The following is a 26,226-nucleotide window of genomic DNA, read 5'->3' as shown; positions in this document are numbered from 1 at the left end:
GGGCAATTAAAACCCTAAGTGCTTGTCTGTGTTACACTACGCAAAATTATTATCCCCTGTTTAATCCATGTCGCCCGATGTCACGGCGACAAAGCGAGCTTTACTACCATGTCTGATACGCCACAATCTGCCCTGACGCCTCTTTATTCGCGGCTGGATTCGCTGATGCTGCGCGACCGCCAGCGTCTGCAGCGCCGCCTTCAGGGGGCAAAAAAAATTAAAAATCCAACGGCGCTGAATGCGCTGATTGAGGAACTGAGTGGCGATATTGCGGCCTCAGAATTGCGGGTCAGTGCACGTCTTGCCGCCAGGCCAACTATCCGCTACCCGGAAAATTTACCCGTTAGCCAGAAGAAACAGGATATTGCTGACGCGATCCGCGATCACCAGGTGGTGATTGTGGCGGGGGAAACCGGTTCAGGTAAAACCACGCAGTTGCCGAAGATTTGCATGGAGCTGGGACGCGGTATTCGCGGGCTGATTGGTCACACCCAGCCGCGCCGCCTGGCAGCGCGTACCGTGGCCGATCGTATCGCCGCCGAACTGGAAACCTCGCTGGGTGGCTGTGTGGGTTATAAGGTGCGATTCAACGATCAGGTTGGCGACACCACGCAGGTCAAACTGATGACCGACGGCATACTGCTGGCTGAAATTCAGCAGGATCGCCTGCTGATGCAGTACGACACCATCATCATCGATGAAGCGCACGAGCGCAGCCTGAATATCGATTTTCTGTTGGGCTATCTGCGCGAGCTGCTGCCAAAACGCCCTGATCTGAAAGTGATCATCACGTCAGCGACCATCGACCCGCAGCGTTTTTCCCGACATTTCCACAACGCACCCGTGATTGAAGTTTCTGGCCGCACTTACCCGGTGGAAGTACGCTACCGCCCGGTGGTGGAAGATGCTGACGATACTGACCGCGATCAGCTTCAGGCTATTTTTGATGCGGTGGATGAACTGGGCAGAGAGAGTCGTGGCGATATCCTGATTTTCATGAGCGGCGAACGCGAAATTCGCGACACCGCTGATGCCCTGATGAAACGCGACCTGCCGCACACTGAGGTATTACCGCTCTACGCGCGTCTGTCGAATGCAGAACAGAACCGTGTGTTCCAGTCCCACGTTGGACGGCGCATTGTGCTGGCCACTAACGTAGCCGAAACGTCACTGACGGTGCCGGGCATTAAATATGTGATTGACCCGGGTACGGCGCGTATTAGCCGCTATAGCTTCCGTACTAAAGTGCAGCGCTTGCCGATTGAGCCGATATCACAGGCGTCAGCCAATCAGCGTAAAGGGCGTTGCGGGCGCGTATCCGAAGGGATCTGTATTCGTCTGTATGATGAAAATGATTTCCTCAGCCGTCCGGCCTTCACCGATCCGGAAATTCTGCGTACCAACCTGGCCTCCGTCATCCTGCAAATGACTGCGCTGGGGCTGGGTGATATTGCCGCCTTCCCGTTTGTGGAAGCCCCTGACCAACGCAATATTCAGGACGGTGTGCGCCTGCTGGAAGAGCTGGGTGCGATCACTCTGAATGAGAGCCAGCACTATCAACTGACGACGTCGGGTCGTGCGCTGGCCCAACTCCCGGTTGACCCGCGTCTGGCAAAAATGGTGCTGGAAGCCCAGAAATATGGCTGCGTGCGTGAAGTGATGATCATTACCGCCGCGCTGTCGATTCAGGACCCGCGTGAACGTCCGGCCGAGAAAAAGCAGGCATCAGACGAAAAGCACCAGCGATTTGCCGATAAAGACTCTGATTTCATCGCCTTTGTTAACCTGTGGAACTACGTGCAGGAGCAGCAGAAAGCGCTGTCTTCCAGCCATTTCCGCCGTCAGTGTAAAACGGACTACCTGAACTACCTGCGGGTGCGCGAATGGCAGGACATCTACACGCAACTGCGTCAGGTGGTGCGTGAACTGGGGCTGCCAGTGAACAGTGCTCCCGCTGAAATTCGCGAGATCCATACTGCGCTACTCACCGGATTACTGTCTCATATTGGCCAGAAAGACGCTGATAAACAGGAGTTTACCGGTGCGCGTAATGCGCGTTTCGCCATTTTCCCTGGCTCTGGCCTGTTTAAGAAGCCGCCCAAGTGGACGATGGTGGCCGAACTGGTAGAAACCAGCCGCCTGTGGGGGCGCATTGCTGCCCGTATTGAGCCGGAGTGGATAGAGCCGGTGGCACAGCATCTGCTCAAACGCAACTACAGTGAACCGCACTGGGAAAAAGGCCAGGGCGCGGTGATGGCCAATGAAAAAGTGACGCTTTACGGGCTGCCGATTGTCGCGGCGCGCAAGGTGAATTACGGCCAGATTGATCCGGTGCTGTCGCGTGAGCTGTTTATCCGTCATGCGCTGGTCGAAGGCGACTGGCAAACGCGCCATGCGTTCTTCAAGGCCAACCTCAAGCTGCGCACGGAAGTGGAAGAGCTGGAGCACAAATCCCGCCGCCGCGACATTCTGGTTGACGACGAAACGCTGTTTGATTTTTACGACCAGCGCATTAGCCACGAGGTGGTCTCTGCCCGGCATTTTGACAGCTGGTGGCGAACCGTCAGTCGCGAAGAGCCGGACCGCCTTAATTTTGCCCGCGAGATGTTGATCAAGCAGGGCGCGGAGAACGTCAGTAAGCTCGACTATCCGAACTTCTGGCATCAGGGCAACCTGAAGCTGCGTCTGAGCTATCAGTTTGAACCGGGTGCCGACGCGGATGGAGTCACGGTTTATGTTCCGCTGCCGCTGCTCAATCAGGTTGAAGAGAAGGGCTTTGAGTGGCAGATCCCGGGCGTGCGTCGGGAACTGGTGATTGCGCTGATCAAATCACTGCCTAAACCGCTGCGTCGTAACTTTGTCCCGGCGCCCAATTACGCTGAAGCATTTCTCGGACGAGCCACGCCGCTGGAGCTGCCGCTGCTGGAGTCGATGGAACGTGAGTTCCGCCGCATGTCGGGCGTCACGCTGGATCGCGAAGCCTGGCAATGGGAACAGGTGCCCGATCATCTTAAAATTACCTTCCGCATTATTGACGAAAATAACCACAAACTGGCCGAAGGCAAAGATCTCTCTGCGCTGAAACTGCAGCTCAAAGGTAAGGTTCAGGAAACGCTGTCTAAAGTGGCCGATGACGGACTGGAACAGAGTGGGCTGCATATCTGGAGCTTTGGCGATCTGCCGGACCATTTCGAGCAGAAGCGCGGCAATTACAGTGTGAAAGCCTGGCCTGCGCTGGTGGATGAGAAAGACAGCGTGGCGATCCGCCTGTTTGACTCTCAGCATGAACAGCAAAAAGCGATGTGGCGCGGGCAGCGGCGTTTACTGCTGCTGAATATTCCCTCACCGATTAAGTATCTGCACGAAAAATTACCGAATAAAGCCAAGCTGGGGCTGTATTTTAACCCTTACGGTAAGGTGCTGGATTTAATTGATGACTGTATTGCCTGTGGGGTCGATAAACTGATCGCTGAGTCGGGTGGCCCAAGCTGGCAGGAACAGGGATACGCGAAGCTGCATGATAAAGTGCGTGCTGAACTGAACGACACAGTAGTAGCCATCGCCAAAAAGGTCGAGCAGATCCTGACCTCGGTATTCAATATCAATAAACGTCTGAAAGGGCGCGTCGATATCACGATGGCGCTGGCGCTGTCGGATATCAAAGCGCAAATGAGTGGCCTGGTGTATCGCGGCTTCGTGACGGGCAACGGCTGGAAGCGCCTGGCTGATACCTTACGTTATTTACAGGCGATTGAACGCCGTATGGAAAAGCTGGCGGTCGATCCGCACAGCGATCGTGCGCGTATGCTTAAAGTCGAATCCGTTCAGCAGGCGTGGACACAGTGGTTCAACAAGCTGCCGCCGGAACGTAAAGATGATGAGGAAGTGCAGGATATCCGCTGGATGATTGAAGAGCTGCGTGTCAGCTTCTTTGCTCAACAGTTAGGGACGCCTTTCCCTATCTCGGAAAAACGTATCCTACAGGCGATGGAGCAAGTGACGTTGTAACGAGGTGTTGAGTAATCATTACCCTGCCAGCCGGTTCATGCTGGCAGGGACAACGTTATAAATCGGTATTACTCTCCTGCTGGGAAGCGATACGTTGCGTATCGCCGCGATATTTTTCCACCAGCGCAGCGGCAATGGCCTCGGTTTCTGCATCGGCGATGCCGCTGTAATCAGACGGACGAAAGTGCATCTGAAACACCGCAATGACCTGTCGGGTAGTGGTATCCATGACGCCCGTTTGCGGGATTGAATAACCATAACGGGCCAGATAAGCCTGAATTTTAACGGGTGAACCGGTATCACTGGGTGCACGGCCCGCCAGAAACTGCTGTACGGTGCTGCTGTCCGGCCAGGCACCGATACCTTCATCGGCTAACTGTTTCCACGGAAAGAGTGGGCCAGGATCAACTTTTCGTGTGGGGGCCACATCGCTGTGACCGAGCACGTTATCCGGCGTAATATCATAGCGTTTGATGATATCGCTGGCGAGGCGGGCAAGCAGTTTGATTTGCCTGGCATCCCACGCATACCATTCCCGCTCCATTAAATTCTGTTCATAGCCCAGATTCACATTTTCGACGCCAATAGCGCTGTCATTCAGGTTCGTGCGACCATTCCAGGCGCTAACACCGGCATGCCATGCGCGCTTATCTTCGGCAACCAATTGATAAATCGTATTTTTGCTCAGTAACGGGTTGTTGGCAGAGGGCACGAGATAATGTGCACTGACATTACCCTGGGTGAGCAGACGCATTGAGTCAATATCATTGGCGGCGGTGTAATGCAGGATCAGAAATCGCACACGCTCATTCTGGCTTTGGGAAGGGTGTTGTATGTTAACCAGATAACCCGTCCGTTGGAGCGGATTACCTGATTGCGGAAGACTTTGGTTTTTGGTGCAGCCTGCGATGAAGAAAATCAGGCTCATCAACGCTATTTTTTTCATACCTCATCCTTGAACACTGAAAAGTCAGTGACATTATCGACGAGGGACTTAAATAGAAATATCCACTAAATAGCGATAAAAACGGCGATGCTATGCCAGCGCATTTTTTACCGTGTCATCCTTATTGTGCCAGTGCTTCCAGGCTGTCACGAAATGCGGTCACAGCAATGGCCCGGTTATCCGCCAGATAACGATCTTTGGGCGCCGGGGCCGAACTCTGCACCGCGATCAGCTGCCAGTTGCCATCAACCTTTAACAATAACGGTGAACCGCTGTCACCCGGTAACGTATCACACTGATGTGAAAGCACATTTTTTTGCGCCCAACCGGTGATCAGACAGTCGTTGTGAGAGTAGAGCGTATCGAGATGGTCTTCCGGATAACCCGCCTGTGTGACGCGGCGACCTGTCATTTTTAACGCGGCAGTGAGATCTTTGCGCGACCCGGAAAACAATGGAATAGGGACAATCCCGGAAGGGGGATTACGCAGAATAATCAAGCCAAAATCATAAGGCGCAGCGGAAGCCGGGACAATCCAGCCATCACCATCAGCCTTCAGTTTTTTCCCCAGGGCCGGATCAACACGCGCTTCAATATCGTGGATCTCATAACGCCAGCTGCCGTTATCACTGGAGATAAAACGCAGGGCAACGGCTTTGTCGGGTTTTCCCGGTGGGGCAAGCAGGCAGTGTCCGGCGGTCAGCGCAAGATGAGGAGCAATCAGCGTCGCGCTGCACAGGTTGCCGCTTTCAGTTTCCAGCTGGCCAATGGCTTCCCAGGGTACAGAAGCTGTCTCGCTGACGGGCTGGCGGTCATCTTTACCAAAAAACAGTGTTTGCGTGTCAGCGTCGCTCCGCTCGGGATCTTCGGCATGGGTGTAACAGGACACGGTAAGGAAACCTATCAATAACACAGCGGTCAGACGCATATTTTTCTCAGGCTGGAAAAACGTTGATATCAGTGATTATGCTAGTGCAGTAACTATAGACGGATAGTGCTGGAAAAGGGAGATTAATTTGGAATATCAGCACGCTACAGCAACCCTGATTACAGGTAAAAGCTGGCGGCTACCAGGCCACATAAGATCATCACAGCCAGAATGATTTCGAATAAATAGCGACGAACCATCATCCGAAACTCCTTAAAGAAACACCCGGTAGAACCGGGTGTTTGAGTGAACTAATGTACGTGAGGTATAACACCCCGGCCGTCAGTCATTACGCTTTAGGAGCGGCTTTCTTCACTGCTTTGTGGTGTTTTTTAGCAGCCTGGGCTTTCTGAGCAGCAGGTTTGGTTGCTGCTTTATGGTGCTTTTTAGCAGCCTGAGCTTTCTGAGCTACAGGTTTGGTTGCTGCTTTGTGGTGTTTTTTAGCAGCCTGGGCTTTCTGAGCTACAGGTTTGGTTGCTGCTTTGTGGTGTTTTTTAGCAGCCTGAGCTTTCTGAGCTACAGGTTTTTTAGCCGCTTTGTGGTGCTTTTTAGCCGCCTGAGCTTTCTGTGCAGCTGCTTTTTTCGCTTTGTGGTGCTTTTTAGCGGCCTGGGCTTTCTGCACAGCCGCTTTCTTGTGTTTTTTCACATGCTTAACAGACGCTTTCACTGGTGCTGGAGCAGCGGTGGTGTTGGTAGCAGCAGCCACAGTCGGTGCAGCGGTGGTAGCTGGAGCAGCCGTTGTTTCAGCCGCGAAAGCAACAGAAGACAGACCCATTGTAGCAGCGACAACCAGAGCAAATAATTTTTTCATTGCAAAACCCTCAAGGTGTTTTTAGTTCAGGTGTCAGCCCACTCTGGGGCCGGTGAAAAGACTATAAGGGAATCAGTGAGGGCTTTCCGTGAGTGATTGGTATCGGCGTGTAACCGATTGTACAAGAGGGGCGATACGCAGAAAAAGGTCGAGGTATGCCTCGACCAGGGGTAGAAACGCGCAGGGGTCAGTCATGCCTCGACCAGGGGCAGAAACGTGTAGGGGTCAGGCACGCCTCGGCCAGGGGTAGAAACGCGCAGGGGTCAGGCATGCCTCGACCAGGGGCAGAAACGTGTAGGGGTCAGGCACGCCTCGACCAGGGGTAGAAACGTGTAGGGGTCAGGCATGCCTCGGCCAGGGGCAGGAACGTGTAGGGGGCAGGCACGCCTGACCCACAGGCAGGTTACTTCAAATAACGGCTTTCCAGGTGCTGGCGGAAATAGTGCGGATTCAGATCTTCCCCGGTGGCATTTTCAATCAACTGGCGGGTGCTGAAACGGCTGCCATGCTGCCAGATATTCTGCTGTAACCAGTCAAACACCGGCTGGAGGTCACCCTGACGGATCTGTTCATCAACCTGCGGGATCGCCCGCTTCACGGCCTGGAACAACTGTGCAGCATACATCGCGCCCAGTGTATACGTTGGGAAGTAACCGAATGCACCGTCCGTCCAGTGAATATCCTGCATACAACCGTCACGGTAATTGCCACGCGTATCCAGGCCCAGCCAGGCCAGCATTTTCTCGTCCCACAGCGCCGGGATATCCTCGACTTCAATCTCGCCGCTAATGAGGGCACGTTCAATTTCATAGCGCAGAATAATGTGTGCCGGATAGCTGACCTCATCGGCATCCACGCGGATCAACCCAGGCTTCACACGCTGGTTCAGAGCAATAAAGTTCGCTTCATTGAGTTCCGGGCGGTCGCCCAGCAGCAACTGTACCTGCGGGCGGATCAGGCTGAGGAATTCAGGGCTGCGGCCGAGCTGCTTTTCAAAGAACAGGCTTTGCGATTCGTGAATGGCGGTTGAACGCGCCAGCGCCACGGGTTGATTGGCCCACTGCTTAGGCAGATTTTGCTCGTAGCGCGCGTGCCCGGTTTCATGGATAACTCCCATCATGGCGCTGATAAACTCGGCTTCGTTATAGCGCGTGGTGATACGTACATCCTCGGGTACGCCACCACAGAAGGGATGCGCACTGATATCAAGGCGCCCGGCGTTAAAATCAAAACCCAACTGTTGCATAATCGCCAGACCCAGCTGTTGCTGTGATGCCTGGGGGAAAGGCGCTTCAGGGCGATCGACAATTTCGCCAGCCTGCTGTTCAACGATCTGCTGTAACAGATTCGGCAGCCACTGCTTCAGGTCACCAAAGGTTTTATCCAGTTTGGCGCTGGTCATACCGGGTTCGAACACATCCAGCAGGGCATCGTAACGCGATTTTCCACTGGCCTGAGCGCGGATTTCAGCCTCCTCACGGCTCAGCTTTACCACTTCTTTCAGATTGGCGGAAAACCCGGTCCAGTCATTGGCCGGACGCTGCTGGCGCCAGGCATGTTCACAGCGCGATCCCACAATAGACTTGGCTTCTACCAATGAAGCTGGCAGCAACGAGGCCTGCTGCCAGGCGCGCTGCATTTCAGCCAGGTTGGCCTGTGCCACATCATCCAGATCTTCCTGCTGTGCCTGTTGCAGCCAGACACCCACCTCTTTCGCGGTGAGGATTTCATGGCGCAGGACGCTCAGCTCCGCCAGCGCTTCACCGCGCGCGCGGCTGCCGCCCGCGGGCATCATGGTCATCATATCCCAGCCTGCAATGGCCGACAGATGGCCGAAGCGGGAAAGGCGCTGGAAGGTACGTGTCAGGTGTGCATAGGAAGAAGACATAGATTTCCTTATTGAGAGTTTAAGAGTGCAGAGTGGGGGTCACTGGCCAGCAAAAACGCACGCTGGCACCCCCAAGCGGACTGCTGTCGATGATGACATAGCCGCCAAAAGCCTGGGCGATCGAGTGGACAATGGCCAGACCAAGTCCACAGCCTCCGGTCGCGCGGTCGCGGCTGGGATCAAGGCGTACAAAGGGTTCAAAGACCCGCTGACGTTCGTCCAGTGGGATCCCCGGACCGTCATCCTCAACCTGCAAGAACGCCATATCGCCATCAAACCACAGGCCGACCCGCAGACGTTGATCGGCATAACGCATGGCATTATTCACCAGATTATCGAGCACGCGCTCCATCAGACGGGTATCCGCAACGCCAATATTCTCGCGCTGCGGTGTATCCAGCGCAATATCAAACGCCGGCTTCACCGAACGGATATCGTCCAGTCGTTCATGCAGCCACTGGGCCAGATCGAGTGTTTGCAGATTCAGGTTAACCTGCGGACGGTCCAGGCGGGCATAGGTTAACAGTTCTTCGATCAGTGACTCCAGCTGGCCGATATCGCGATTAAGCGCCGCAGACTCGGCTTCCGTCAGGTTATCACTCATTTCCAGGCGGTAACGCAGGCGAACCAGCGGGGTGCGTAATTCATGCGCGATGCCGTCAATCAGCTGTTTCTTACTGGTGACCAGCGTGTTGATATTATCGGCCATCTGGTTAAATGCCACGCCAAGGCGCAGCAGGCTGGAGGTGCTGTCGAAATGAATACGTTCCTCGAGGTGCCCCTGACCAAAGCGTTGCGCGGCATTCTCCAGCTTTAACATGTCCTGCCAGTGCGGTCGCATCCAGATAAACACGGGCAACGCCAGTGAAATACCGATAAACGCCAGCAGCGCGATATCCAGAATGCGCATCTCATGCAGGTAAAACAGGTAGGGAATGGGGCCGACGGCCAGCACATAGTGGCTGCGCGGAATATGCTGTAAGAAGGTGTATTCATCGTCCAGCGCCACGATCTCACCCGAACGCAGGCGGCGCAGCGTCCCGGGGTCTAGCTGGTATTTGCTCATTGGCTCAATATGCAGCTTAAATGACAAATTGAGGTCGAGGTTGTCGATGGTTTTATTCCAGTCGCGCGGGGGGATCTCCCTCAGCTCACTGCGCATCAGGTACAGCGAACTTTTCATCAGATCGTCCATCGACTGTCGCCCGGCGCGCTCGGCGGTAAATTTGTACACCAGCCCAACCAGCATTGCCATCACCAGGAAACAGACAAACAGCAGCAGGTAAAACTGGATAAACAGTTTTTTCATTGTGCATCCCAGGCGTGCGGCGCAAACAGATAGCCTTTATTACGGATGGTTTTAATCCGGTAAGGCTCGGTGGCGCTGTCCAGCAGCTTCTTACGCAGGCGAGAAATCGCTACATCAATGCTGCGGTCCATACCGTCATAACTGACGCCGCGCAGCGTTTTTAGCAGCGCATCACGATTAAGAATGGTGCCTGCATGGGTTGCCAGCTCCCAGAGCAGATCGAAATCGGCGGTGGAGAGGGCGACAATCTCATCGGAAAGCGTGACCTGACGGTTAATCGGATCGATGCTTAAGGTGCCAAACCGCAGGGCTTTCTGACCCGCAATCCCAGGGGCTATCTCTTCATGCTGGCTATTGATCCCTGCCTGGCGCAGATGCAGCCGCAGACGTGCAAGGAGCACCGCAGGCGGCGTGGTCTTGAGAATATAGTCGTTTGCCCCCATCTCCAGCGACAGAATATGATTCATATCGCTGTCCAGCGACGTCAGCAGCACGATAGGGCCTGACCAGCTGTGACGCGTACGCAAATCGCGGCACAGCGTCATGCCATCTTTGCCTGGCAGCATAATGTCCAGCATCACCAGGTCAGGATTCGCGGCAGCAATAGTCTCTTCCGCGCGATCGCCACGGCTTTCTACAATAACGTCAATGTCATGCCGGCCCAGATAGGCAGCAATCAGTTCACCAACATCTTTATCATCTTCGACAAATACAATTTTGTTCATAGGGCCGGGTATCAGGCTATTGGAAACCGTAGCTTATCCTTTCCTGGTCGCAACGACCATTAATCAGCGCTAAATGTTAGGGGGAATGTAGTACAAACTCAGTCGAATATGTCATTATATCCCGCGCCTGAAAGGGTGTGCGGTGTCGAGCCCGGTCAGGGCTGTTCTTGCGTCGAAATGGATAAGGAGATAAGAGTGTCAGAAGAGAAGCTGGCTGCAGCAGAGTACAGTGATCGTATCTGCCTCAACTATATCGATTTCCTCTCCGCATCCTGTAAAAAACGCTGGAGCTTTGTTGACGCCATCTATGGTGTGATCCCGTTTTTTGGCATGATTACCCGCAAGTCAGCCACCAGCCCGCCTTCATCATCCGAACCGCTGAAAGACCTCGCGCTGCAAATCATCTCGACCCAGGTCAGCGATGAAATCAATATCGCCCGTCTGATCACCCTGGCGCAACAGCAGCACATTGGGCAGTTTGATATCCTGATGCCTTACCCCTTGTCCGAATCACAGCTGGTTGCTATTCGCCAGGAGTACGCCAGGCCGCTCAAGCTTGAGCAGCTCGACGATCGCCTTAGCGTGATACTCCCGCAGCTGACACACTGACCCTTAACGGGTCAGCATCCAGACGGCAGGCAGGGCGGTGATCACCAGCAGCACCATGATCGATTTTTCAACGCGGTGCAATGACGTCCCGGCGCGGCCGCCACGGCGGGCAAACAGAAACAACACCATCCCCGGCGCGTACAGCACTACCGACAGCAGCAGATGCATCGGGCCCGACGCGTACAGCAGCCACACACCATAGACGCTGGCACCCAGCGCCACCATCATCGCCCCGGGTTTATTTAATTCACGCGCGACCTTAAACAGATAAGCACCGACCAGCAGATAGGGCACCAGAATCATCTCAGAAGCAATGGTCAGCAATGTGTTGTAATCGGAGCCGGTCAGCCAGATCAGGATCAGACACACCTGCACACAGCCATTGGTCAGCCACAGCGATGCAGAAGGAGCGCCCCGTACATTCTGCCGACTCAGACCGCGTGGGAACGCGCCATGCTGTGCCGCCACCAGCGGCACTTCCGCTGCCATGATGGTCCAGCTCAGATAAGCTCCGCAGACAGAAACAATCAGGCCGCTGACAATCACCAGGTTGCCCCAGGGGCCGATCAGGGCGGTCATCAATCCGGCCATTGAGGGATTGCGCATTTCAGCCAGTTCGGCACGCGGGACGATCCCGAGTGACAGCAGCGTCACCAGCAGGTAGATCGCCAGCGCCGCCGTGACCGCCAGCAGCGTGGCACGTCCCACGTCATGACGGTTTCGCGCACGCGATGAAACGACCACCGCACCTTCAATACCGATAAATACCCACAGCGTAATCAGCATGGTGTCTTTCACCTGCTGCCAGACCGGTTTCCCCAGTGCGACGCCGCTGAAATCGAAGCGAAAACGATCGTAATGGAACGCGGCAATGGCCAGCAGGACAAATAAGCCCAACGGCAGCAGTTTGCCCAACGTTGCGATCAGATTAATGCTGGCCGCCGTCTGCACACCGCGCAGCACCAGCGCATGCACCAGCCACAGCAGGATTGAGGCTGCAAGCATGGCCTGCCAGGTGTTGCCATCGCCAAAAATGATATGGCCGGGAGAGTCAGTAAAGAAGCTCATGGCGGAGAAAACGATCACCAGGTAGGACACATTGGCAATCACGGCACACAGCCAGTAACCCCAGGCAGAACAGAAGCCAATCAGTTCGCCAAATCCCGCCTTTGCATAAGTGAAAATGCCGCCATCTAACTCGGGTTTCAAGCGGCTCAGCAGCAGCATGGCCAGCGCCAGTAGCACGATCCCCACACCGGTGATGGCCCAGCCAATCAGCAGGGCAGCCGGGCTGGCGACCGCCGCCATATTTTGTGGCAGGCTAAACACGCCCGCGCCTAACATAGAACTGAGTACAAGCGCCGTCAGCGCGGTGAGACCTAACTTTTTGTCCAAGAAAAACTCCGGTTACAGAATAAAACACCAGTTGTAACGACCATGTTGGTTTTAACTCAGGATGTGAGGCCGGAAAAAGCAACGAAACGCCTGAAAGTGGCGGGGGATTTTACGGATAGCGGCGGCAGGATGCAATGACTTACTATGCAAAAAGAGACGGGAATTATTCATAACGACGGGGCAACCAGGCAGTTGCCCCGCAAAGAGACGTTACTTAAAGAGATCCGCAGAGACGGTCAGGTTACCGCCGCTCTGATTCGACCACTGACGGGTGACGTGATAATACTTGGCACCTTTAGCGATCGCACGGCGACCCACTTCTTCAGACACTTCAGTCGGGGTGCTGTAGTGGCCGGTGAAGGTCACGCTATCGTACGGCTGCATCTGCGCCGCAGTAATGGCATTCACTTCCTGCACACTTTTGCCATCCGGGCGAGTCACGGTGTAACGCTTACCGGTTGAGCTTTGGGTTTCATAGAAACGGCCCACTTTGTTGCTTGGGGTTTCATTGGATGCCACACCCGGTAGTTCAACCGTTTTCGCTGCCGCACCGCCCGCTGCCAGCGCGGCTTTACCTGCTTCGGAATCCGCCGGGATCAGGTTAGGAGACTGCACCTGACGCTTAGGCGCATCGGCTTTATAGATGTAAGCCGTGATAATCTGATTGCCACCGCTGTTGGTGTCGATCTGACGCACGATAAAGAAAGACTCTGCGCCTTTCTCTTTTGCTGCACGGGTAATGGCATCATTGACATCAGGTTGGCTGCGGAAAAAGCCGCTGGCACTGACGGTGTCGTAAGGCTCAATAGTAAACGCTTCTGCTTTGGTCAGCTCACGTACGCCATTAATGATGCGATCTTTATTTTTCGGCGCAACAGGCGCATCGGCATGATAGAGATCGGCCGTCACATTCCAGTTGCCGCCGTTGCCGTTGGTATCGTTGATACCCTGAATATAGTAAGAGGCTGCACCAAGCGCATCAGCACGTTTTGATACGGCATCGCTGGCCTCGTAGATGGCATTAAAACGCCCGCTAATGGTGATCCGATCAAACGGTTTCAGCGCAGCGGCTTTCTCCGGCGTCAGTTCCTGCGCCGCATGGGCGGTCAATGCTGTGAGTGACAACAGGGCTGATGCAAGAATGGTATTCTTCAGCTTCATAAAAATTAATCCTTCGCCTTACGCAAAAAATGAGTACAAAAACGTGCTGGACTCTTGATGTGTAACAGATTAGCGGATGATTATTGCATGTAATAATGTTCGCTGTCTCAGCCATTTTGTGGGGATTTGATGTCAGTACAATTCCCGTTTTCAGAATAATGAAGAAAGCTGGCTGAATCGTGTCATTTTTCAAACATTAACCACTTAAGCTGGTAATTGTTAACACTTATATCGTTAACACATTGTTAATCAATGTTTTTTGATAACGTTTGTCGGTAAATGTTAAATTTTATCGTAGCAGATAATGCGTTCTTTACATCCTGATTCAGGCTCAATATATCGCTGGAGGGGGTCTGTACTGCTTTTTTATCGGTTAGTCATCACCAGACACTGACTGTGGGTGGATCGGAACACTTATTTTCAGTAGGTTATAACCAGTTTGAACCTGTTACGTTTCGGTCATAAGGGCCGGGACGATGAGAACAAACCATCGTACTCTCTGAAGAAAAGGGAAGATTATGCTTATTGGTATTACCAAAGAGCGGTTGCCCAACGAAGCCCGTGCTGCTGCGACACCAAAAACGGTTGAACAGTTATTAGCTCTGGGTTTTAGCGTCGCTGTAGAAAGCGGCGCGGGTAAACTCGCCAGTTTTGAAGACGCGGCCTTTGAAGCGGCTGGCGCAACCATTACCGATTCGGTGAATGTCTGGCAGTCCGATATCGTATTAAAAGTGAATGCGCCGACCGACGAAGAGATTGCTCTGACGCGTGCCGGAAGCACGCTGGTGAGCTTTATCTGGCCTGCGCAAAACCCGGAACTGCTGGCAAAACTGGCCGCGCGTAACGTCACCGTGATGTCTATGGATGCCGTGCCGCGTATCTCGCGTGCGCAGTCTCTTGATGCGCTCAGTTCGATGGCAAACATCGCCGGTTATCGTGCGATTGTTGAGGCTGCGCATGAATTTGGCCGATTCTTTACCGGGCAGATTACCGCCGCCGGTAAAGTGCCGCCTGCGAAAGTGATGGTGATTGGTGCCGGAGTGGCCGGTCTGGCCGCTATCGGCGCAGGCCGCAGCCTGGGCGCTATCGTACGTGCCTTTGATACTCGCCCTGAAGTGAAAGAGCAGGTCCAGAGTATGGGCGCGGAGTTCCTCGAACTTGATTTTGAGGAAGAAGCGGGCAGCGGTGATGGTTATGCCAAAGTCATGTCGGAAGCCTTTATTAAGGCCGAAATGGCGCTGTTTGCGGCTCAGGCGGAAGAAGTGGACATCATTGTCACCACCGCGCTGATCCCGGGCAAACCGGCACCGACGCTGATCACCGCAGAAATGGTTGCCTCCATGAAACCGGGCAGCGTGATCGTCGATCTGGCTGCGCAAAACGGCGGTAACTGTGAGTTGACCGTGGCCGATACCATCACCACCAGCCCGAACGGGGTGAAAATCATCGGTTACACCGATCTGCCAAGTCGTCTGCCGACTCAGTCTTCTCAGCTTTATGGCACCAATCTGGTGAACCTGATGAAGCTGCTGTGCAAAGAGAAGAACGGTGAAATCACCATCGACTTTGACGATGTGGTGATCCGCGGTGTGACCGTGATCCGTGATGGCGAAATCACCTGGCCTGCACCGCCAATTCAGGTGTCTGCTGCGCCGAAAGCGGCCAAAGTGGAAACCCCGATCGAAAAACCGGTGGAAAAACCTGTCTCACCGCTGCGTAAATACGGGCTGCTGGTGCTGGCGATTGTGCTGTTTGGCTGGCTGGCCAATGTGGCTCCACCTGAGTTCCTTTCGCACTTCACCGTCTTTGCGCTCTCCTGCGTGGTGGGTTACTACGTGGTGTGGAACGTCAGTCATGCTCTGCATACGCCGCTGATGTCGGTGACCAATGCCATTTCAGGCATTATCGTCGTCGGTGCCGTGTTGCAGATTGGTCATGGCGGCTGGGTCAGCTTCCTGTCCTTCGTTGCGGTGCTGATTGCCAGCATCAATATCTTTGGTGGCTTTACCGTCACCCAGCGCATGCTGAAAATGTTCCGTAAAAACTGAGGGGAAGTCCATGTCTGGCGGATTAGTGACAGCAGCTTATATCATCGCTGCGATCCTGTTTATTTGCAGCCTTGCCGGGTTGTCTAAACATGAGACCTCGAAGCAGGGGAATATTTTTGGCGTAAGCGGAATGGCGCTGGCGCTGGTGGTAACCATCTTCGGTCCGGATACGGGCAACGTTGCCTGGATCCTGCTGGCGATGGTGATCGGCGGTGCTATCGGTGTTCGTCTGGCGAAGAAAGTCGAAATGACCGAAATGCCAGAACTGGTGGCCATGCTGCACAGCTTTGTGGGGCTGGCTGCCGTGTTGGTCGGTGTTAACAGCTACCTGGACCACGGCCCGGGCCTGCTTCCGGTGATGGAAAACATCCATCTGACCGAGATCTTCATCGGTATCTTTATCGGTGCGGTGACCTTTACCGGTTCTATCGTGGCCTTTGGTAAGCTGTGCGGCAAAATTTCTTCCCGCCCGCTGGCGTTGCCACATCGTCATAAGCTCAACCTGCTGGCACTGGTGGTTTCACTGGCGCTGTTGATTATGTTTGTGCGCAGTGACAGCACCGGAACCCAGGCCTTTGCGTTGGTGGTAATGACGCTGATCGCTCTGGCGTTCGGCTGGCATCTGGTGGCGTCTATCGGCGGTGCGGATATGCCTGTCGTGGTCTCCATGCTGAACTCCTACTCGGGCTGGGCAGCGGCGGCGGCGGGCTTTATGCTCAGCAACGACCTGCTGATCGTCACCGGGGCGCTGGTCGGTTCGAGCGGTGCCATCCTCTCTTACATTATGTGTAAGGCGATGAACCGTTCATTCTTTAGCGTGATTGCAGGCGGGTTTGGTACTGACAGCAGCTCAACCGGTGAAGGCGAAGAGATGGGCGAGTATCGCGAAATCGATGCCGCGGGCACCGCTGAACTGCTGAAAAACTCCACCACGGTGGTTATCACCCCAGGCTACGGCATGGCGGTGGCGCAGGCTCAGTATCCGGTGGCAGAAATCACCGCCAAACTGCGTGAGCGCGGCATCAAGGTGCGTTTCGGTATTCACCCGGTAGCGGGTCGTCTGCCTGGTCACATGAACGTCCTGCTGGCCGAAGCCAAAGTGCCGTATGACATCGTGCTGGAAATGGATGAGATCAACGATGATTTCAGCGATACGGATACCGTACTGGTTATCGGCGCCAATGACACCGTCAACCCGGCGGCACAGGAAGACCCACGCAGCCCAATCGCGGGTATGCCCGTGCTGGAGGTGTGGAAAGCGCAGAATGTGGTGGTGTTTAAGCGTTCGATGAATACCGGCTATGCCGGTGTGCAGAACCCGCTGTTCTTCAAAGAGAACACCCAGATGCTGTTCGGTGATGCGAAAGCAACGGTAGAAGCGATTCTGAAAGCGCTGTAACAAACCGTGGGGCGACAGAACCAACTTGGCCCCCTACACCAAGAGCTGACCCTTGATACGGGTCAGCTCTTTTTTTTGCCGGTGATCTAGCCCCGGCTATCCGGGTTCTGCTCGCCGATAAACCAGTACCACAGCGGGATAGACAGCAGCACGGTAAACACCGAGCTGTATATCAGGATCATAAAGAACTCAGAAACATACAGCTCCACCGGCCAGGTAGAGAAGGGCATATTATATTCATCGATGGCACCACCGATGATCGCTTTGGTCATCACGATAGCGGCGCACACCCACAGGCAGGCCTGTGCGATAAAGAAATTCCGGCGTTTTTTGCCCGGAGGGAATAGTGACATGATGTGTACTCCTTTACTGTTTTCTAAAATTTAACGTCAAGTGGCATCAACGTTACCCGCCCGACTGATGTGGACATTGTAGCGTTTCTTCCACGCGGGCCGAAAGCGCTGAAATTACATTCCTGCGAGTGTCGCATATTCATTTCAGGCGTAAGCAGTGACTAAAATAAAAATAACAACCTTAGAAAGAGAATGAAAAAACAGGCGGTGCGCGCGGTTGTACAATACCCGGGAAGAAGGCGGAGGGGAGCCAGGATTCATAGCGTGAGGGTGGCATCCGTAACGTCAGACGGTACAGTAGCCAAACTAGCGGGATAAAGACGATGAGCAGTACGGGGAAATGTGCCAGCAGCTGGCAATAACCGCAGGCAACGTCATCCATCATATCCATACCGGCAGGCATCGCATGATGCTGAGCGTAATCGGACGGGGGCGTTGCTGCCATCGACGGTGGCGCTGAGTGCAGGGTAGCCATCTCATCCATCGTTATGCCGCTCATGTCTCCATGATGCATCGACACCATCGATGAGTGATCTTCACGGGCAGAGGCATCCGGTGTTGATACACGCTGATGTTCCAGACGTTGAGAGACATCCGGTGCAATGAACAGCAGCAGGATCGCCATAATAGCGATAAATGCCGGTATTCGACGCTGCGACAGGCGATAAAAAGAAACCAACAGTCAACCTATAGCAGAGTGAAAAGATAGATGAAGTGTAGCGATTTTTATTCACGATGTTAATGGGAAATTTAATTAATCATCTTCTTGCTGTTTTATTTTTTAATGAATCTCATTACAGGGTGAATACCCGCGATAAATAGCCTGTGCTGTTGAGTGACAGTACAGGGTTTGTCCCGCCAGTGGGACAGTGTTTGGTAGTGTTTTTCCCATCGGGCTCTGTTTAGATAAGACTCCGGCCGGAACCGACAGTTATTTTATTGTTACCGGAGAACACCCATGAATATTATCGCCATCACCGCCTGTCCCACCGGGGTGGCCCACACTTATCTGGCCGAAAGTAATTTGAAAAAAGCTGCCAGAAAGCTGGGCCTTTCCCTGCGAGTGGAGACTCAGGGTGCTATTGAGAGCAAGTACATCCTCAGCCCTGATGATATTTCTGCCGCAGATATTGTTCTGATCGCCGCCGATAAAAAAGTTGATATGGCGCGTTTTCAGAACAAGAACATCGTCGAAGTCCCGGTAGCCCGGGCGGCAAGAGACGCCGAAGGGCTGCTCAATGCCATCACCGCCGGGGAATTAGCCCCACACCGGCTGGAGATTGCCAGCGAAGAGGGTGATGTGGTGCCCGTTGTCAGTGGCAACAGCTGGTATTCCAGCATCTATGTCCACCTTATTACCGGGGTCAATCTGATGATCCCATTCGTGGTTGCCGGAGGGATACTGATTGCTCTCAGTTTCTCATTTGGGATCACCGCTGCCACGCCGGGTGATGCCAACTTCAGCCCGCTGGCGAAAATGCTGTCCGATATCGGCGGGGGATCGGCATTTGCCCTGATGCTGCCGATCCTGTCACTGGGAATCAGCCAGTCCATCAGCGGGAAAATGGGGATTGTCTCCGGTGCGGTGGGCGGCATGATGGCCATTCACACCGGGTCGGGCTTTCTGGGCGCACTGCTGGCGGGTTTTTTAGCGGGTTACGTCACGCTGATGATTGTCCGCTACATTCGTCTGCCAGAGGTGATTGCCGGGCTGAAGCCGATTTTGATTGTGCCGTTACTGAGCGTGCTGATTACCGGGGCGCTGATGGTGTGGCTGATTGGCGAGCCGATTAAATTACTGCTTGGCTGGTTGACGGACTTCCTCAATGCATTGGGGCACACCAACTCGGCCATTCTTGGCCTGCTGTTTGGCATGATGGTAGCCTTTGATATGGGCGGGCCATTGAATAAAACCGTGTGTATGTTTGCCATCGGCCTGATGTCCAGCGGCATTTACGGGCCGATTGCCGCTTGTATGGCTGCCGGAATGGTGCCGCCGCTGGGGATAGCGCTCGCCACAGTGCTGTTCCGGCGTAAATTCAGCCGCAGCGAACGTGAGACGGGCAAAGTGACGTGGGTGCTGGGGCTGTCGTTTATTACTGAAGGGGCTATTCCCTATGCGGTGTCCGATCCGCTACGGGTGATCCCGGCGATTGTGGCGGGCTCTGGGCTGGCCGGTGCGTTATCGATGGCGCTGGGTTGTGCATCGCGTGCACCTCATGGCGGTATTTTTGTGATGTTTATTCCGAATGTGATCGCTAATCTGGCCGCGTATCTGCTGGCTATTGCTGCAGGGTCACTGCTGACGGCGTTAATTCTGTGGTTCCTGAAAAAGGACGTGGTGGAAACGGCAACGTCATCATAGCGGAGGGAAGGGAGAGGGCGAGCCTGGGATCAGGCTCGCCCGTGGTCATTAATCGTCTTCGTCATCATCCAGTTCGACCGGAGAGGCGAAACCGTCAGGCTTGATCGCCAGCAGGTCACAGCGCAGGTGGTCAATAACCTGCTCGGCGGTATTCCCAAGGAACGCTGCCGATAGCCCGGTACGGCCGATAGTGCCGAGCACCACCACACCGGCATCAAGGTGTGCGGCCAGCTCTGGTATCACCTCTTCAGGCAGCCCTTTCTCCACATGGGTGAACTTCTCATCAATGGAGAATGACTGACGCAGCGCCTTCATCGCCACCAGATGCTGACCACGGATGGCATCGTTATAAACGCTCGGATCAAAGTCTGGCAGCTCAATGGCGATATTGATTGGTGTAACAGGGTATGCGCCGACCAGATGCACTTCGGTATGGTTAACCCGTTCGGCCAGCTCCAGCGTTTCTCTGACCAGCTTGCTGTTTAACGGATCGTGATGTGGCTCTTCGCTGGCGAGGTTTACTGCGACTACCGCCTTGCCGCCTTCTGGCCAGGCCTGATCTTTCACCATCCAGACCGGGCACGGGCATTTGCGCAGCAGGTGCCAGTCGGTTGGGGTAAACACCACCGCCTGTAAGCGGTCATGCTGGTGGGCCATCTTAATGACCAGATCGTGTTTGCTGTTCAGCACTTCCTGGATAATCGCTTCGAACGGACGATTATGCCAAATCACCTTGATATCAATCTGCACGCCGGCCGCAAGATAGGCCTGCGCCTGTTCACGGATCCACTCAGTGCGTTGGCTGATCACCCCTTTACGCATGGTGACGCGTTCATCGGGTGAAAGCAGCGTGGTCATCTCATAGGAGAAGTCGTAAATGGGAAGAAAACAGGTAATCTTACCGCCAAGCCGCTGATTAAGGTAAACAGCACGACGAAGTGCGGGCTGGTCGTCCTGTTGCGGATCGATCGCCACCAGAATGTTTTGATATTGAGCCATAACGGTTTCTCCTTACACTGAGCGTGTCAGCTTAAAGATAGCCCAATCGAGGCAAAGGAAGAAGGGGAAAAGTTGTTGCCGGATCAATAAAATAAGAAATATCGATCCGGCACGGGTCAGGCGATGGCACGGCTCTGGCCTGCCAGTTCTGACAGAATTTCATGATTTTCGATGGTGATGTATTTTCCTTTCACCGCCAGCATGCCGCTTTTCTGGAAGCGACCGAGCAGACGGCTGATGGTTTCTACCGTCAATCCAAGGTAGTTACCAATATCACCACGGGTCATGGTCAGACGGAATTCACGCTGTGAGAAACCACGCTGGCCGAAGCGGCGCGACAGACCGTAAATAAAGGCGGCCAGACGTTCTTCCGCATTTTTCTTCGACAACAGCAGGATCATTTCCTGGTCGCCCTTAATTTCGCCGCTCATCAGGCGCATCATCTGCTGACGCAGGCTGGGCATTTTACCGGAAAGGTCGTCGAGGGTTTCGAAAGGAATTTCGCAAACCATGGCGGTTTCTAACGCCTGAGCAAAGCTGGGGTGCTGGTTACCGCTGATAGCATCAAAGCCGACCAGGTCACCTGCCAGATGGAAGCCGGTAATCTGTTCATCACCCTGTTCGGTGATGGTGTAGCTTTTAATGGTCCCGGAGCGAATCGCGTACAGTGAACGCAGTTCGTCACCCGCTTTAAACAGCGTTTGTCCTTTCTGAATCGGTTTTTTACGCTCGATGATGTTATCAAGCTGGTCCAGCTCATGCTCGTTAAGCGTGAAGGGAATACAGAGCTGACTGATGCTGCAATCCTGGCAGTGAATGGCGCAACCACCCGATTGTATGCGTCTAGTGATAATTCGCTTTTCCGGAATCATAATGTACGCTCGATGATAATTGACTGACATCAATTTACCATTTTTCCCGCACACAAGGGAACTCATCTGAGCAGTTTTAGGCACAATAAATATGTGGACGTTATTAATAATCGTCATCTTTGTAAAAGTTGTGTGAAAAACAATCTGTAATCAGATGATTCGCAGGCTAACCTCCGCCAAATAGGCTTGATATCCGATTTTTTTAGTTAAGCTCACCACAGAATCCACCTCCATGATCCGTATCAATAAGCGGACAAACACAACCCGGATGAAGCCTGTCCGTTTTTTGCTAAACTCACAGCGGTAGAAAAATGCAGAAAACGCGCGCAGGGCGCGTATTGATCGGGGATAACGTGATGAGCAACAACGCTGATGAGCTGGAGCTGTTTAAACAGGCGATGGGAGACGTTAAGCCACTGAAAGCCTGTTCCAGCACCTTATGGTTACCTTCTTCACAAAATAAAGTGCGCCAGGTGCTCGATCCACAGCTGGATAATCCGCTGACCACTGGCCTGCTGGATATCGTCCCGTTGACCACGCCGCTGGAATACAAAGCGGAAGGAATTCAACAGGGCGTGCTGGACAAACTCTTTCAGGGAAAATACCCGCCGCAGGCCACGCTGAATCTCATTCGTTACACCGTCGAACAGTGCCGTCAGGCCCTGTATCTGTTTATGTTGCAGTGCGTACAGGATGGTCTGCGCAATGTGTTGATCGTGCATGGAAAAGGGCGTGATGATGCCTCACATGCCAATATCGTGCGCAGCTATCTGATGCGCTGGCTGCCGCAGTTTGAGGATGTACAGGCATTTTGCTGCGCCCGGTCACAGGATGGCGGCACGGGGGCCTGCTACGTTGGGCTGCGTAAGAATGAACAGGCACGGCTGGAAAACCGTGAACGTCATGCCAAACGCAGTCGATGATATGTCAGCCTGAATGGGATTTTCGGATCGTGGCCAGCAGGATCTCGGCACTCAGTGTCAGAGGCGCACCAGAGCGGGTCATGATGCCGACCGCTTCGCCGGGGCCATGTGAGGCAATCGGCAGCGCAGCCAGCGCATTATGCAGCAAGTCTTCTTTAATCGCGCCCGATGGCACAAACCACACATAGTTGTAACGCAACGCCAGTTGGCGGGCCAGCGACGTTGAGGATGTCTCCACCAGGGTGCCTGGCAACGTGCAACCTTGTTCTTTCAGCATGGCTTCGGCAATGCGACGCGGGGCGGTGCCCTCCGGTGAAATGACCACGGGCCAGGAGAGCGCTTTAGAAAGCGTGACATTGTCACTTAATAGTGGATGATCTGGCCGTACCACCAGGCGCAAGGACTCCAGAAAAAGCAGTTCGTAGGTCAACCCGGCCATCAAATCGGGATCGGCCATGCGCCCAATCCCAACGTCAAATTCTCCGGCTTTAAGCGCAGCGATCAGTACATTGTTGTGCAGCGTTGCCACTTGCACAATCGCCTGTGGCTGTTGCTGGTGAAAGCGATCGAGAATTGACGGCAACATTCCCAGCGCCACAGTGGTCAGCACGCCAAGGCGCATCACTTCAGGGGATTTTTCGTGCGGTAATGTAAACGACTGACCGGCATGATTAAGTGCATCAAGAACACGTACCGCGTGCGTGAGAAACTGTTCTCCCATTGTGGTTAGCTGTGCACCCAAACGCCCGCGTTCAAACAGCCGCACACCCGCCAAATCCTCCAGCTCGTTAAGTGTCTTCGACAGAGCGGGCTGGCTGAGTGACAACGTTTCGGCGGCACGTCCCAGCGTCCCTTGCTGTGCAACGGCGACGAAGGTATGTAAATGGCGCAGACGAATACGCTGATTAAACTGATATTTTTTATCCATTACGCAGAATAATAACGGCCCGGATAAACTGGCAAGTTTTCTCTGAGTATTTTGTTAACCTTATTGCAAAATTTAATTAACATTTACCGCTTTTCCGACGTTATCCATTACTTCTGGTATGACTACAGAGCGAAAGGGTATTGCAGAGATTATTAATCCTTTGAAAAAGTGAGCGAATACCTGAATACCGTATTGAGATCATTTCTGTCACTTTTCAGGATAAAACGGACATATTTTCCCAGGAGAATTCCATAACAATCCGTTATGATAGCCGGCACTTTTTCTGTAAACCTCTGCAACGTTGTCATCCGGGCGGGGTTAACACTGGCCTGTTATGGAGCGCGAAGTGGACAGTACCGCAGCGATCGATATCCGTACGTTGATAAATCAGGGGTCGTTGAGTCGTTATCAAAAACGCATCATCGCCCTGAGTTTTGCCGTGGTGGCAATGGATGGTATGGATATTGCCCTGATGGGTTTCATTGCCCCGGCGTTGAAAAGCGCATGGGGAGTGACGAACCATCAGTTAGGTGCCGTCATCAGTGCCGCGCTGATCGGGCTGGCGCTAGGCGCGATGTTTGCCGGGCCGCTGGCCGATCGCTTTGGCCGCCGGGTGATCATCATTTGCAGCGTGTTCTTCTTTGGCTTATGGACGCTGGCCACCGCCTTTTCGCAAAACCTTGACCAGATCATGTTGTTCCGCTTTCTCACAGGGCTTGGGCTGGGCGCTGCCATGCCCAATGTCGGCACGCTGGTAGCGGAATACTCTCCCGAACGAAAACGTGCCTTTCTCATCACCGTGGTGTTCTGCGGCTTTACCTTTGGTGCCGCCAGCGGTGGGTTCGCCGCCTCATGGTTAATCCCGAACTTAGGCTGGCATGCGGTGCTGGTGATGGGCGGTATTCTGCCGCTGCTGATGGTGCCCTTGCTGCTGCGCTGGCTGCCGGAATCCGTGCGTTTTATGATCACCCGTAACGCCCCGGCGGCGCAGATCCGGCAAATCGTTGAGAAGATGCATCCCGGCAGTATAGGAGAAGCGTGCATCTTCACGCGCAGCGAAGCCGCCACCAGTGAAGGTGCGGTAAAAGTGGTGCTGTCGCGCCGTTACTTCTTCGGCAGCATGATGCTATGGGGCAGTTATTTTATGGGGCTGTTTCTGGTCTATCTGATTGGTTCCTGGCTGCCGTCGCTGGTGAAGGATGTCGGTATGACGGTGACGCAGGCGGCGCTGGTTACGGCGATGTATCAGGCGGGTGGCACCGTAGGGTCGTTGTTTGCGGGCTGGATGATGGATCGTTTTAACGCCAATCTGGCGTTGGCGGCGATCTATTTCACTGGCTCAATTGCCACGGTGTGCATTGGCTATGCGCCAGCGGATGTATGGGTACTGGGGTCAGTGGCCTTTTGCAGCGGTTTTTGTCTGAACGGGGCGAATACTGGCATGAATGCACTGTCAGCCAGTTACTATCCTACCCATGCCCGTGCCACGGGTTCCAGTTGGATGCACGGCGTGGGGCGTATCGGGGCCATCCTGAGTGCGTTCGCGGGTGCACAAATGCTGTCGCTCGGCTGGAATATCACGGATGTTTTCTCTTTCCTGGCGATTCCGGCCGTGCTGACGACTCTGATGCTGGTGGCGAAATACCGTTATGGTTATCAGCGTGAGGCGTGATGTATGCGGTCGACCCGAAAGGCCAGGGTCTTAAGGTCAAGGTCTTAAGGTCAACGTCTTAAGGTCAAGGGCGTTTCGCTTTCCCGCTGTGCGGGCGAAGCGACAAGGGGCGGCCAGTCGCCGCCGCCCCTTGACCCCGCGCTTGCGGCAGGCGCCGCGCCCGTTTCACGGGTGCCTTCGTCAGTTCCGTTCACCGACGGACCGCTCGTGACGGCACTTCCCTGTGCCGGCCCGAGCTTTCACCGCCGTCCTGGCGGTTCATCCTGTTTCACATCACTTTCTCAGCGCAGCTTAATTGCCGCCTCAACATCAAAACCAAAATCTAAAAGATTAAATAAAACCAAAAAGGCTTTTTGTGTCTGGTCTATTTGATTGGTTTTTCTTTTTATTTTGACCCGGCCGTTGACCTTAAAACATGAAAATTAACTGATCACCAGCCCGCCAGGCACACTATTGCAACTGACTATTACTGATCACAGTAAAACGGCCCGCGCCCAGGAACATCACGGCCAGCGCGCCGAAGAAATAGAGCGCTTCCCCTTCCAGTGCCCAGGCCCCCACGCCAGTGCGGTCCCACACTGCGCCTGTTTTCACCAGCAGGGTGGCCACCGCCAGATTCACGACGATCACGAACGCCGCCGGGCGCGTCATCAGGCCAATAATGATCATCAACGGTGCCACCACCTCACCAAGATAAGCGCCATAAGCCACAAAGCCGGGGATGCCATGCGCATGAAGCAGTCTGGCGATCCAGCCAACGCCGTGCTGCACTTTAAACACACCATGAAACAGCAGCAGTGCACCGAGCGAAACGCGTAAAACCAGCTTGCCCAAATCCGGGTGATCGCTGAGGCGGGAAAATCCATTATTAATCGCGGTAAACATAA

Annotated in this window: 22 protein-coding genes; 7 read left to right on the top strand and 15 right to left on the bottom strand. The window is 54.1% G+C overall.

The features are described 5' to 3' along the window. Window positions 1–108 precede the first annotated feature (108 nt). On the top strand, window positions 109–4,008 hold the full coding sequence (hrpA, locus tag LJN55_RS12590; protein WP_227534573.1) for an ATP-dependent RNA helicase HrpA: 3,900 nt from the start codon (window positions 109–111) through the stop codon (window positions 4,006–4,008). 55 nt (window positions 4,009–4,063) lie between these two features. Here the strand turns inward: hrpA and LJN55_RS12585 are convergent, their stop codons facing one another. The 7 genes from LJN55_RS12585 to rstA form a co-directional block, all read right to left on the bottom strand. Next, on the bottom strand, window positions 4,064–4,954 hold the full coding sequence (locus LJN55_RS12585; protein ID WP_227534572.1) for an N-acetylmuramoyl-L-alanine amidase: 891 nt from the start codon (window positions 4,952–4,954) through the stop codon (window positions 4,064–4,066). Window positions 4,955–5,075: 121 nt separating this feature from the next. Further along, on the bottom strand, window positions 5,076–5,882 hold the full coding sequence (locus LJN55_RS12580; RefSeq protein ID WP_159336566.1) for a trypsin-like serine peptidase: 807 nt from the start codon (window positions 5,880–5,882) through the stop codon (window positions 5,076–5,078). 119 nt (window positions 5,883–6,001) lie between these two features. Beyond that, window positions 6,002–6,082, bottom strand: a complete 81-nt coding sequence (gene ydgU, locus LJN55_RS24120; RefSeq protein ID WP_455819901.1) for a small membrane protein YdgU — start codon at window positions 6,080–6,082, stop codon at window positions 6,002–6,004. Window positions 6,083–6,171: 89 nt separating this feature from the next. Then, a complete protein-coding gene (gene asr, locus LJN55_RS12575; RefSeq protein WP_133841925.1) occupies window positions 6,172–6,693 on the bottom strand; it encodes an acid resistance repetitive basic protein Asr in 522 nt (173 codons plus the stop codon). A 403-nt stretch (window positions 6,694–7,096) separates the two neighbouring features. Further along, on the bottom strand, window positions 7,097–8,581 hold the full coding sequence (locus LJN55_RS12570; RefSeq protein WP_227534571.1) for a carboxypeptidase M32: 1,485 nt from the start codon (window positions 8,579–8,581) through the stop codon (window positions 7,097–7,099). 19 nt (window positions 8,582–8,600) lie between these two features. Next, window positions 8,601–9,890, bottom strand: coding sequence for a two-component system sensor histidine kinase RstB (gene rstB / locus LJN55_RS12565; RefSeq protein WP_227534570.1), 1,290 nt, complete (start codon window positions 9,888–9,890; stop codon window positions 8,601–8,603). Further along, complete coding sequence (gene rstA, locus LJN55_RS12560; RefSeq protein WP_133841928.1) at window positions 9,887–10,615, bottom strand: two-component system response regulator RstA; 729 nt, start codon at window positions 10,613–10,615, stop codon at window positions 9,887–9,889. Before rstA ends, rstB begins: the two co-directional genes overlap by 4 nt. Before the next feature lie 177 nt (window positions 10,616–10,792). Between rstA and LJN55_RS12555 the strand changes: the two genes are divergently transcribed. Continuing rightward, on the top strand, window positions 10,793–11,224 hold the full coding sequence (locus LJN55_RS12555) for a hypothetical protein (protein ID WP_133841929.1): 432 nt from the start codon (window positions 10,793–10,795) through the stop codon (window positions 11,222–11,224). Between the two features lie 3 nt (window positions 11,225–11,227). On the opposite strand, the gene LJN55_RS12550 is transcribed toward LJN55_RS12555, so the two are convergent. Together LJN55_RS12550 and ydgH are read right to left on the bottom strand one after the other, a co-directional pair. Next, window positions 11,228–12,619, bottom strand: a complete 1,392-nt coding sequence (locus LJN55_RS12550; RefSeq protein ID WP_227534569.1) for an amino acid permease — start codon at window positions 12,617–12,619, stop codon at window positions 11,228–11,230. A 210-nt stretch (window positions 12,620–12,829) separates the two neighbouring features. Further along, window positions 12,830–13,780: a DUF1471 family protein YdgH gene (gene ydgH / locus LJN55_RS12545; protein WP_133841931.1), complete on the bottom strand. Its 951-nt coding sequence runs from the start codon at window positions 13,778–13,780 to the stop codon at window positions 12,830–12,832. Between the two features lie 518 nt (window positions 13,781–14,298). Here ydgH and pntA point away from each other — a divergent pair. Together pntA and pntB are read left to right on the top strand one after the other, a co-directional pair. Beyond that, window positions 14,299–15,828 carry a Re/Si-specific NAD(P)(+) transhydrogenase subunit alpha gene (pntA, locus tag LJN55_RS12540; RefSeq protein WP_167863807.1) on the top strand — a complete coding sequence of 510 codons (1,530 nt, stop codon included), beginning with the start codon at window positions 14,299–14,301 and terminating at the stop codon, window positions 15,826–15,828. A 10-nt stretch (window positions 15,829–15,838) separates the two neighbouring features. Then, complete coding sequence (gene pntB / locus LJN55_RS12535; RefSeq protein ID WP_227534568.1) at window positions 15,839–17,227, top strand: Re/Si-specific NAD(P)(+) transhydrogenase subunit beta; 1,389 nt, start codon at window positions 15,839–15,841, stop codon at window positions 17,225–17,227. Window positions 17,228–17,313: 86 nt separating this feature from the next. Here pntB and LJN55_RS12530 read toward each other — a convergent pair whose 3' ends face one another. After that, window positions 17,314–17,580, bottom strand: a complete 267-nt coding sequence (locus LJN55_RS12530; protein ID WP_133841934.1) for a DUF2534 family protein — start codon at window positions 17,578–17,580, stop codon at window positions 17,314–17,316. 181 nt (window positions 17,581–17,761) lie between these two features. Then, window positions 17,762–18,259 (bottom strand): DUF2946 domain-containing protein, encoded by a 498-nt coding sequence (locus tag LJN55_RS12525; protein WP_227534567.1) that lies wholly within the window; start codon window positions 18,257–18,259, stop codon window positions 17,762–17,764. A gap of 279 nt (window positions 18,260–18,538) precedes the next feature. Between LJN55_RS12525 and LJN55_RS12520 the strand changes: the two genes are divergently transcribed. After that, complete coding sequence (locus LJN55_RS12520) at window positions 18,539–19,945, top strand: PTS fructose transporter subunit IIC (protein WP_133841935.1); 1,407 nt, start codon at window positions 18,539–18,541, stop codon at window positions 19,943–19,945. A gap of 48 nt (window positions 19,946–19,993) precedes the next feature. On the opposite strand, the gene uspE is transcribed toward LJN55_RS12520, so the two are convergent. Both uspE and LJN55_RS12510 read right to left on the bottom strand, forming a co-directional pair. Further along, window positions 19,994–20,944: a universal stress protein UspE gene (gene uspE, locus LJN55_RS12515; RefSeq protein ID WP_133841936.1), complete on the bottom strand. Its 951-nt coding sequence runs from the start codon at window positions 20,942–20,944 to the stop codon at window positions 19,994–19,996. Window positions 20,945–21,060: 116 nt separating this feature from the next. Continuing rightward, complete coding sequence (locus tag LJN55_RS12510; RefSeq protein WP_133841937.1) at window positions 21,061–21,816, bottom strand: FNR family transcription factor; 756 nt, start codon at window positions 21,814–21,816, stop codon at window positions 21,061–21,063. Window positions 21,817–22,127: 311 nt separating this feature from the next. Between LJN55_RS12510 and smrA the strand changes: the two genes are divergently transcribed. Further along, entirely contained in the window at window positions 22,128–22,739 is a 612-nt protein-coding gene (gene smrA, locus LJN55_RS12505) for a DNA endonuclease SmrA (protein ID WP_407647747.1), read from the top strand. 4 nt (window positions 22,740–22,743) lie between these two features. Here the strand turns inward: smrA and LJN55_RS12500 are convergent, their stop codons facing one another. Then, window positions 22,744–23,667: a LysR substrate-binding domain-containing protein gene (locus LJN55_RS12500; RefSeq protein ID WP_133841939.1), complete on the bottom strand. Its 924-nt coding sequence runs from the start codon at window positions 23,665–23,667 to the stop codon at window positions 22,744–22,746. Window positions 23,668–24,013: 346 nt separating this feature from the next. Between LJN55_RS12500 and LJN55_RS12495 the strand changes: the two genes are divergently transcribed. Continuing rightward, a complete protein-coding gene (locus LJN55_RS12495) occupies window positions 24,014–25,339 on the top strand; it encodes an MFS transporter (RefSeq protein WP_133841940.1) in 1,326 nt (441 codons plus the stop codon). 450 nt (window positions 25,340–25,789) lie between these two features. Here the strand turns inward: LJN55_RS12495 and LJN55_RS12490 are convergent, their stop codons facing one another. Then, complete coding sequence (locus LJN55_RS12490; RefSeq protein WP_159336720.1) at window positions 25,790–26,224, bottom strand: DoxX family protein; 435 nt, start codon at window positions 26,222–26,224, stop codon at window positions 25,790–25,792. Window positions 26,225–26,226 lie beyond the last annotated feature (2 nt).

The sequence above is a fragment of the Erwinia rhapontici genome (assembly GCF_020683125.1).
Lineage (GTDB): Bacteria > Pseudomonadota > Gammaproteobacteria > Enterobacterales > Enterobacteriaceae > Erwinia > Erwinia rhapontici.
The sequence above is the reverse complement of the archived record's forward strand: the minus strand, read 5'-3'. Positions and strand labels throughout refer to the sequence as shown.